Origin of the sequence: Streptomyces sp. NPDC001292 (assembly GCF_042896465.1) — a bacterium.
GTDB lineage: Bacteria > Actinomycetota > Actinomycetes > Streptomycetales > Streptomycetaceae > Streptomyces.
In genome coordinates this window covers 51,403-60,349 of record NZ_JBIAXG010000049.1, presented here as the reverse complement: position 1 = coordinate 60,349, position 8,947 = coordinate 51,403, and the positions used below count along the sequence as shown (strand labels likewise).

Here is an 8,947-nt window from a genome sequence, read left to right as displayed (position 1 = left end):
TACGCGGACGACCCTCCGCCTTGCGATGCACCGCACCGGACGCCGCGGGGCCCGCCCTCCGGGCGGACGGCGCTACTTTCGAAACACGCCCTAGTACGCGGCGCGCAGCGCGCCCTCCAGGATCGCGGCGCCCTCCTCGGCCTCCGCGACCGTCAGGGACAGCGGCGGGGCGATGCGCAGGGCGCTGGTGTTGTGTCCGCCGCCCTTGCCGATGAGCAGGCCGCCCTGCCGGGCCGCCTCCAGCACCGCGGTGGCCGCCTGCGGATCGGCCTCGTCCGTCCCCGGCCGGGTCAGCTCGACGCCGATCATCAGCCCGCGTCCGCGGACCTCCCGCACGCCGGGCAGCTGGGCGGCGACGGCCCGCAGCCGCTCGATGAGCAGTCCGCCGACGCGCCGGGCGTTGCCCTGGAGGTCGTGTTCCAGGAGGTAGTTGAGGTTGGCGAGGCCCGCGGCCATGGTGAGCTGGGTGCCGCCGAAGGTGGAGATGCTGTTGGAGTCCAGGCAGTTCATGATCTCGGCGCGGGCGACGACCCCACCGATGGACATGCCGTTGCCGATGCCCTTGGCGAAGGTGACGATGTCGGGCGGTCCGCTGCGTGCGTGCGCCTGCCAGCCCCAGAAGTGGTCGCCGGTGCGGCCCCAGCCGGTCTGCACCTCGTCGGAGATCCACAGGATGCCGTGCTCCTTGAGCACGTCCCGGAAGGCGGCGTACAGGCCGTCGGGCGGGGAGGTGAAGCCGCCGACGCCCTGGACGGGTTCGGCGATCAGCGCGGCGGGCGGGCGGGTGTGGCCGAGGAGGTCCTTGAGGTCCTCGACGCAGGCGGCGATGAACTCGGCGTCGCTCAGGTGGGCGAACGGGCCTCGGGTGCGTACGCCCCCGTGGACGTACAGCGTCTGGAGCGGGGACAGGGAGGTCGGGGACCAGCCGCGGTTGCCGGTGATGCCGACGGCGCTGAAGGAGCGGCCGTGGTAGCTGTTGCGCATGGCCAGGACGGTGTTGCCGCGCCGGTACGTCGTCGCCAGCAGCAGGGCGGTGTCGTTGGCCTCGGTGCCGGAGGTGGTGAAGAACACCCGGGCGTCCGGGATGCCGCTCAACTGGGCGATGCGCTCGGCGAGTTCGACCATCGGGCGGTTGAGGTAGAGCGTGGAGGAGTGGATGATCCGCCCGGCCTGCTCGCTCACCGCCTTGGTGACCTCGGGCAGCGCGTGGGCGGTCATGGTGGTGAGGATTCCGCCGAAGAAGTCGAGGTAGCGCCTTCCCTCGGCGTCCCAGACGTGGCGGCCCTCGCCGTGGGTGATCTCGATCGGGTCCTCGTAGTAGAGCGCCAGCCAGTCGGGCGCGACGGCCCGGTGACGGTCGTACAGGTCGCTCACGGCTGCACCAGCCCTTCGTAGGCGTCGGGGCGGCGGTCGCGGTAGAAGGCCCACTGCTGCCGCACTTCTTCGATGAGGTCGAAGTCCAGGTCGCGGACCAGGAGTTCCTCCTTGGAGTCGTCGGCTGGGTCTCCGACGAACTGTCCGCGGGGGTCGACGAAGTAGCTCGTCCCGTAGAAGTCGTTGTCGCCGTACTCCTCGCGGCCGACGCGGTTGATCGCGGCGACGAAGTACTCGTTGGCGACGGCGGCGGCCGGCTGTTCCAGCTGCCACAGGTAGGCGGACAGGCCGCGGTGGGTGGCGGAGGGGTTGTAGACGAGCTGGGCGCCGTTCAGGCCGAGCTGGCGCCAGCCCTCCGGGAAGTGGCGGTCGTAGCAGATGTAGACGCCGACCCGGCCGACGGCGGTGTCGAAGACGGGCCAGCCGAGGTTGCCGGGTTTGAAGTAGTACTTCTCCCAGAAGCCCTTGACCTGCGGGATGTGGTGCTTGCGGTACTTGCCGAGGTAGCTGCCGTCGGCGTCGATCACGGCGGCGGTGTTGTAGTAGAAGCCGGACTGCTCGACCTCGAACACCGGGACGACGATCACCATGCCGGTCTCGCGTGCGAGTTCCCGCATGCGCTGCACCGTGGGCCCGTCCGGCACCGGCTCGGCCCAGCGGTAGTGCTCCGGCTCCTGGACCTGGCAGAAGTACGGCGCGTTGAAGACTTCCTGGAACCCGATGATCCGGGCACCCTGACGGGACGCCTCGCGGGCGTGCTCCTCGTGTTTGGCGACCATGGACTCGGTGTCGCCGGTCCAGGTGGCCTGGACCAGGGCCGCACGGACGACGTTGGCCATGAACTGCTCCTTCGACGTACGTCAGAGCCTCTACGCCCGTAGAACAGGCCTAGAAGCACGAACGTAAGCCTCTTCTCCTGGCTTGCCAAGACCATTGTCGTCAACCCGCGAAGTCGATCGTGTTTCGCACTCCGGTGGGTGAGCGCGAGGGCCGGCGGGAGGTGCGTCACGCCGAGGCCGGGACCGGGGCTCTCACCCTGGCCAGCAGGTCGTGGGGCGCGGGGTCGGCCTGGAGCCCGGGAAGCAGCAGCAGCCACAGGGCGGCCAGGCGGTCCTCGATCAGCAGCCGGTCGTCGAGGACGTCGGAGAGCGTGTGGAGGCCGAAGAACGCGGCGACCAGGGTGGGAGCGTCCCGGCCGGGTTCCGCCGCGGGGGCCAGACCTCCTTCGCTCCGGGCGGCGGCGAGCATGCGCTCGACGGTGGTGATCCAGTCCACGAACGGCGGGGGCATCTCCACGTCGATGGACCGCCGCTCAGCCCACAGCCGCGCGCCGGCGCGTACGACGACGTCGTCACGGAACGCCCGGGCCACCGAGAAGCTCAGCCGCACCAGCCTCTCCAGGGCGGGCTCGGCCACCGACTCGTGCTGCGCGACCAGGGCCGGCCAGGCGGCGAAATGCGCTTCGACGACGGCGAGGGCGAGCCGTTCCTTGTTGGCGTAGTGGAAATAGATGGCCCCGCTGGTGCGGCCGGACCGTTCGCCGATGTCGGCGATACTGGTCCCCGCGTAACCCCGTTCGAAGAACAGGTGAGCTGCCGCCTGCAATACGGCTCTGCGGGTTTCCTCCGCCCGTTCCTGCACACGTCTCCCTTGTCCGTAGGTGCGTCGCGAGGACGAATCTATCGGCCTTTCCCGCACGGCCGGGAGGCTCGAACATGCGAAACCCTTAATAGTCTTATTAGCATTTTTTCATGGACTCCGGATCGCGCACACGGGATTCCCGCACACCGTTGACCGGGTCCGGCGGCCCCATCCGCCTTTCCTCCCTCGGCCGGTCCAGAACGGTCGAGCGCGAACTGGTCCACCGGACCTCCGTGGCCGAGGTGTTGCTGACCGACGTCCGCCCCTTCGGCCCGCTCTCCTTCTGCGCCGCCGCCGCGTGGCCGCGCTCTCACCCCACGTTCCCCCGCGGCCGCGACGACCGGCACAGCCCGTGGATGATCGTCGAGACCCTGCGCCAGCTCGGCATCTACATCCCGCTGCGCCACCTGGACGTGCCCCGCACCGCCCGCTTCCTGATCGACGACCTCTCCTACGCCCTGGACGTGGACGCGGAGCCCACGGCACCGCACGGGGCCAGCGAGGTCACCTGCCTCGCGCAGGTGGGCGGCCTGCGCACCGACCGCGGCGGGAACGTGCTGACCGGGCTGCGCATGCGGGTCGACTTCCTGGCCGGCCACCGGCCGTTCGCCCGCGCGGCGGGCGCGGCGCGGTTCCTCGACGCCGAGCGCTACGCCCGGCTCCGGTCCGGCGCCGACGAGACCGTACCGTCCGGACGGGGGCCTCGGCCCGAACCGGCCCTGCTGGGGCTGGCGTCGGAGTCGGACTCCGTCATCGCCGTGGCCGGCGAGGCGTTGCTGGTGTGCCCCGCCGATCCGCGTCACCCGTTCCTGTTCGACCACGGAACGGACCACGTTCCCGGGACGGCCCTGCTGGAGGCGGCGCGGCAGGCGATCGCCCTGCGCAGCGGAGGGCGGCTCGTGCGGCCCGTCGCCTGCCGGATGTCGGCCCTGCGGTTCACCGAACACGCCCCGCCCGCCGTCATTCACTGCTCCGTCCAGGGCCGCAGCGGCGAATTCCTTTTCCGGCAGGGCGGCACCACCACGGCCGAAGGCGTATTGCGATACCCGTGAGGTGTCACCCACACGTGCGTATTGCGGCAGTGAACATCCGCGACCGGTCAAGTGGAGCGTAACGTTCATTATGTTTCCGGTTCCGGATGATGAATTCCCGGAAACCACGCAGTGCGGTGCGTGTGACCACCTCGCTCCTCAACCACCCCTGTCCGCCTGCGCTTCACGCTGTCCTGAAACGCGTGACGAACGGCAGGCGCCGACGTCCACGACCGGCGGATCGCGCCGCCCTCCGGCAGGTCCGTCCCGCGCCAGAACGGCAAGAGCACATGGCCACACATCACATGTTCGACCTCGACTGGACCCCCGCAGCCGTCGTCTTCGACTGCGACGGCACGCTGGTGGACTCCGAACAGCACTGGCAGCAGGCCCGGGTCAGCGTCCTGCGGCACTTCGGCTGCGAACCCGGCCCGGACTTCACGGAACGCGCGAAGGGGCTGCACTACACCGAGTGCGGCGCCCTCATGGCGCGCGTCGCCGGGAGGCCGGACGCCGCCGAGGAGATGACCGAGCGGCTGCTGACGGCCTTCCGCACCCTCGTCGCGCGCGAGCCCGTGGCCGCGCGCGGAGCCAAGGGGCTGGTGACGATCCTGAGCCGGGTCGCACCCCTGGCCGTGGCCAGCAACTGCCCCGCGGACGTGGTGGAGTTCTCCCTGGAGTCGGTGGGCTTACGGCACCACTTCCGGCACATCGTCGTGCCCGACGAGGGGGTCCGCCCCAAGCCGCATCCCGGCACCTACACGGAAGCCGTGCGCCGCCTGGGGGTGGACGACGGCAACGCCCTGGCCGTGGAGGACTCGGTCAACGGGCTGAAGGCCGCGGCGGGCGCCGGCCTGCGGGTGGTCGGGGTGGGTCCGCGACCGGGCCCCGAGGCCGCCGCCCTCGCCGACCTGTGGGTGGGCGCGCTGGACAACGCGGGCTTGATGGCCTGGGCGGCGAGCCGCCCCAGGACCGTCCGGCTCAGGACCGGCACCACCGGCGCGGCGCCGGCCCGCCCGTCGGTTCCGCCCCCTGGCGGCCCCACCCGGTCCGACACCACGTCCGCCCCCTGAGACCCGCGCCGCCCGCGGTGGTCCACCCCACGCCGACGGCCACCGCGGGCGGTGCGGACGGTCATACCCCGGCCAGTGCGCTCCGCTCCGCCAACTCCTCCATGGACAGCCCCAGCACACGGGCCAGCGCGGCGATCGTGAAGAAGGCCGGAGTCGGGGCCCGGCCCGTCTCGATCTTGCGCAGCGTCTCGGCCGAGATGCCCGCGCTCGCCGCGATCTGAGCCATGCTGCGGTCGCCGCGCGCCGCGCGCAGCAGGCGGCCGAGCCGCTCGCCGCGCTCGCGTTCCTCGGGAGTCAGAGGCGTGCGCACCATGCGGGCATTCTACCGCGATTCAAATACCGGTATAGTAATTGGCATGGTAGAACTGAAGACGGATACGTCGATCGACGCGATGCACGAGGCCGGCCAGGTCGTGGCGCGGGCCCTGACCGCCGCGCGCGAGGCCGCCGGCGTGGGAGTGTCCCTGCTGGAGCTGGACGAGCTGGCCCACGACGTCCTGCGGGAGGCGGGCGCCGCCTCGCCGTTCCTCGGCTATCGGCCCTCCTTCGCCCCGACCCCGTTCCCCGCCGTGCTCTGCGCCTCGGTGAACGACGCGATCGTGCACGGGATCCCCACCGGGTACCGGCTGCGCGACGGCGACCTCCTCTCGCTGGACTTCGGCGCGACGCTCGGCGGCTGGGCCGGCGACTCGGCGATCAGCTTCGTCGTGGGCCGGCCGCGCCCCGCGGACCTGCGGCTGATCGAGACCGCCGAGCGGGCTCTGGCCGCGGGCATCGAGGCGGCCGTGGTCGGCAACCGCATCGGCGACATCGCCCACGCCATCGGCTCGGTGTGCCGCGCGGCGGGCTACGGCATCCCGGACGGGTTCGGCGGCCACGGCATCGGCCGCCACATGCACGAGGACCCCGCCGTCCCGAACGAGGGCCGGCCGGGCCGGGGCCTGCCCCTGCGTCACGGCATGGTCCTCGCCATCGAGCCCATGCTGATCGCCGGCGGCTCGGACGGCTACCACGCGGCCCCTGACGGCTGGACCCTGCGCACCGACGACGGCTCCCGCGCGGCCCACGTGGAACACACGGTGGCGATCACGGAAACGGGCCCGCGCGTTCTCACGGAACGGTAGGGCCACCCGCCCGAGGGGCGCGGGGCCCTTGCATGTGCCGTCCGCACGAACTCGTGCCATCGTGGCATGAACGACCCCCACACCGGTTACCCGGCGGGAGCCACTGTCAGCGAAGGAACGGACAGCGATGACCAGCGGCTTCAACGGCCCGGAGGGCGACCGCGACCCCTTCGGTGAACTCTTCGCCCGCTTCTTCGGCGGACCGCGCCCCGGCCCCCGGCAGATAGACATCGGCCGGCTGCTGAGCCAGCCCGCCCGGGAGCTGGTGCGGGGCGCGGCGCAGTACGCCGCGGAGCACGGCAGCCGGGATCTGGACACCGAGCACCTGCTGCGGGCCGCGCTCGCCACCGAGCCCACCCGCAGTCTGCTCAGCCGGTCCGGTGCGGACCCCGACTCCCTGGCGACGCAGATCGACGAGCGGGCCGGCCCCGTGCAGCACCCCCCGGGCGAGACGCCACCGCCGACCTCCCTCTCGCTCACCCCGGCCGTGAAACGCGCCTTCCTCGACGCGCACGACATGGCGCGGGCCAGCGGCGCCGGTTACATCGGCCCGGAGCACGTGCTCAGCGCGCTCGCCGCCAACCCCGACTCGGCGGCCGGGCACATCCTGAACGCGGCCCGGTTCGCCTCGTCCGGCCTGCCGCCCGAGGCTCCGGAGGCCGCCGCGCCACCCGGGACGGAGCGGCAGCGGCCCACCTCGACACCGACCCTCGACAGGTACGGGCGCGATCTGACCGAACTGGCCCGGCAGGGGCGCATCGACCCGGTGATCGGGCGGGAGCAGGAGATCGAGCAGACCATCGAGGTGCTCTCCCGGCGGGGCAAGAACAACCCGGTGCTCATCGGTGACGCGGGCGTCGGCAAGACCGCCATCGTGGAGGGGCTGGCGCAGCGGATCGCCGACGGGGACGTGCCCGACATCCTGACCGGCCGCCGGGTGGTGGCCCTGGACCTGACGGGCGTCGTCGCGGGCACCCGGTACCGGGGCGACTTCGAGGAGCGCCTGAACAACATCGTCACCGAGATCCGCACCAACTCCGAGCGGCTGATCGTCTTCATCGACGAACTGCACACCGTCGTCGGCGCCGGCGCGGGCGGCGAGGGCGGCGCGATGGACGCGGGCAACATCCTCAAGCCCGCCCTCTCCCGCGGCGAGCTGCACATCGTGGGCGCGACCACGCTGGAGGAGTTCCGGCGGATCGAGAAGGACGCGGCGCTGGCCCGCCGGTTCCAGCCGATCCTGGTGCCCGAGCCGTCCGTCGCGGACGCGCTGGAGATCCTGCGCGGACTGCGCGACCGCTACGAGGCCCACCACCAGGTGCGGTACACCGACGAGGCGCTGGTGGCCGCCGTGGAGCTGTCCGACCGCTATCTGACGGAGCGCCGTCTGCCGGACAAGGCGATCGACCTGATCGACCAGGCCGGTGCCCGGGTGAAGCTGCGGGCGCGCACCAAGGGCACCGACGTACGGGCCATGGAGCGCGAGGTCGAGCAGCTCACCCTGGACAAGGACCAGGCGGTCGCGGACGAACAGTACGAGCAGGCCACGCAGTTGCGCGACCGGATCACCGAGCTGAAGCAGCGGATCGGCCAGGCCACCGGCGGCGGCGAGGCCGACGAGGGGCAGCATCTGGAGGTCACGGCGGAGGCCATCGCCGAGGTGGTGTCGCGGCAGACCGGCATCCCCGTCAGCAGCCTCACCCAGGAGGAGAAGGAGCGCCTGCTCGGCCTGGAGCTGCACCTGCACCGGCGGGTCGTCGGTCAGGAGGAGGCCGTGAGCGCGGTCGCCGAGGCGGTGCTGCGCTCCCGCGCCGGGCTGGCCAGCCCGGACCGGCCGATCGGCAGCTTCCTGTTCCTCGGCCCGACCGGCGTCGGCAAGACCGAGCTGGCCCGGGCGCTGGCCGAGGTCCTGTTCTCCAGCGAGGACCGCATGGTCCGCCTGGACATGAGCGAGTACCAGGAGCGGCACACCGTCAGCCGGCTGGTGGGCGCCCCGCCCGGGTACGTCGGCCACGAGGAGGCCGGCCAGCTCACCGAGGTGGTGCGCCGGCACCCGTACTCGCTGCTGCTGCTCGACGAGGTGGAGAAGGCGCACCCCGACGTCTTCAACATCCTGCTCCAGGTGCTCGACGACGGGCGGCTCACCGACTCCCAGGGCCGTACGGTGGACTTCACCCACACCGTCATCGTGATGACCAGCAACCTGGGTTCGGAGGCGATCACCCGGCGCGGCGCCGGCATCGGGTTCGGCGCGGGCGGCGCGGACGCGGACGAGGAGGCACGGCGCGAGCAGATCCTCAGGCCGCTGCGCGAGCACTTCCGGCCCGAGTTCCTCAACCGGATCGACGAGATCGTCGTCTTCCGCCAGCTGACCGCGGAGCAGTTGCGGCAGATCACCGATCTGCTGCTGGAGAAGACACGCCGGCTGCTGCACGCGCAGGGCGTCACGGTCGAGTTCACCGAGGCGGCCGTCGACTGGCTCGCCCGGCGCGGCCACCAGCCCGAGTACGGCGCCCGTCCGCTGCGCCGCACCATCCAGCGCGAGGTCGAGAACCAGCTCTCCCGGCTGCTCCTGGCCGGACGGGTCCGCGAGGGTGGCCGGGTCATGGTGGACGCGAAGGACGGCCGGCTCACGTTCGACACCCAGAACAGGGAGTCGGCGCCCTCGTCCACGGAGTGAACCGAGTGAACCGCCGGGGCCCGC

General features: G+C 72.0%; 8 protein-coding genes. 4 read left to right on the top strand and 4 right to left on the bottom strand.

From position 1 onward, the window contains the following. Positions 1-90: 90 nt before the first annotated feature. From ACFY4A_RS35395 to ACFY4A_RS35385, 3 genes are all read right to left on the bottom strand, one after another. Positions 91-1,374, bottom strand: coding sequence for an aspartate aminotransferase family protein (locus tag ACFY4A_RS35395; RefSeq protein WP_390833407.1), 1,284 nt, complete (start codon positions 1,372-1,374; stop codon positions 91-93). Then, entirely contained in the window at positions 1,371-2,213 is an 843-nt protein-coding gene (locus ACFY4A_RS35390; protein WP_390833406.1) for a nitrilase-related carbon-nitrogen hydrolase, read from the bottom strand. Before ACFY4A_RS35390 ends, ACFY4A_RS35395 begins: the two co-directional genes overlap by 4 nt. Before the next feature lie 166 nt (positions 2,214-2,379). Then, entirely contained in the window at positions 2,380-3,015 is a 636-nt protein-coding gene (locus tag ACFY4A_RS35385) for a ScbR family autoregulator-binding transcription factor (RefSeq protein ID WP_390833405.1), read from the bottom strand. A gap of 110 nt (positions 3,016-3,125) precedes the next feature. Between ACFY4A_RS35385 and ACFY4A_RS35380 the strand changes: the two genes are divergently transcribed. Beyond that, positions 3,126-4,067 carry a ScbA/BarX family gamma-butyrolactone biosynthesis protein gene (locus ACFY4A_RS35380; RefSeq protein ID WP_390833404.1) on the top strand — a complete coding sequence of 314 codons (942 nt, stop codon included), beginning with the start codon at positions 3,126-3,128 and terminating at the stop codon, positions 4,065-4,067. A 269-nt stretch (positions 4,068-4,336) separates the two neighbouring features. After that, positions 4,337-5,119, top strand: a complete 783-nt coding sequence (locus ACFY4A_RS35375) for an HAD family hydrolase (protein WP_390833403.1) — start codon at positions 4,337-4,339, stop codon at positions 5,117-5,119. A gap of 61 nt (positions 5,120-5,180) precedes the next feature. Here ACFY4A_RS35375 and ACFY4A_RS35370 read toward each other — a convergent pair whose 3' ends face one another. Further along, a complete protein-coding gene (locus ACFY4A_RS35370) occupies positions 5,181-5,432 on the bottom strand; it encodes a helix-turn-helix domain-containing protein (RefSeq protein WP_390833402.1) in 252 nt (83 codons plus the stop codon). 43 nt (positions 5,433-5,475) lie between these two features. Between ACFY4A_RS35370 and map the strand changes: the two genes are divergently transcribed. Further along, positions 5,476-6,243, top strand: coding sequence for a type I methionyl aminopeptidase (gene map, locus ACFY4A_RS35365; protein ID WP_390833401.1), 768 nt, complete (start codon positions 5,476-5,478; stop codon positions 6,241-6,243). 127 nt (positions 6,244-6,370) lie between these two features. After that, positions 6,371-8,923 (top strand): ATP-dependent Clp protease ATP-binding subunit, encoded by a 2,553-nt coding sequence (locus tag ACFY4A_RS35360; RefSeq protein WP_390833400.1) that lies wholly within the window; start codon positions 6,371-6,373, stop codon positions 8,921-8,923. Positions 8,924-8,947 lie beyond the last annotated feature (24 nt).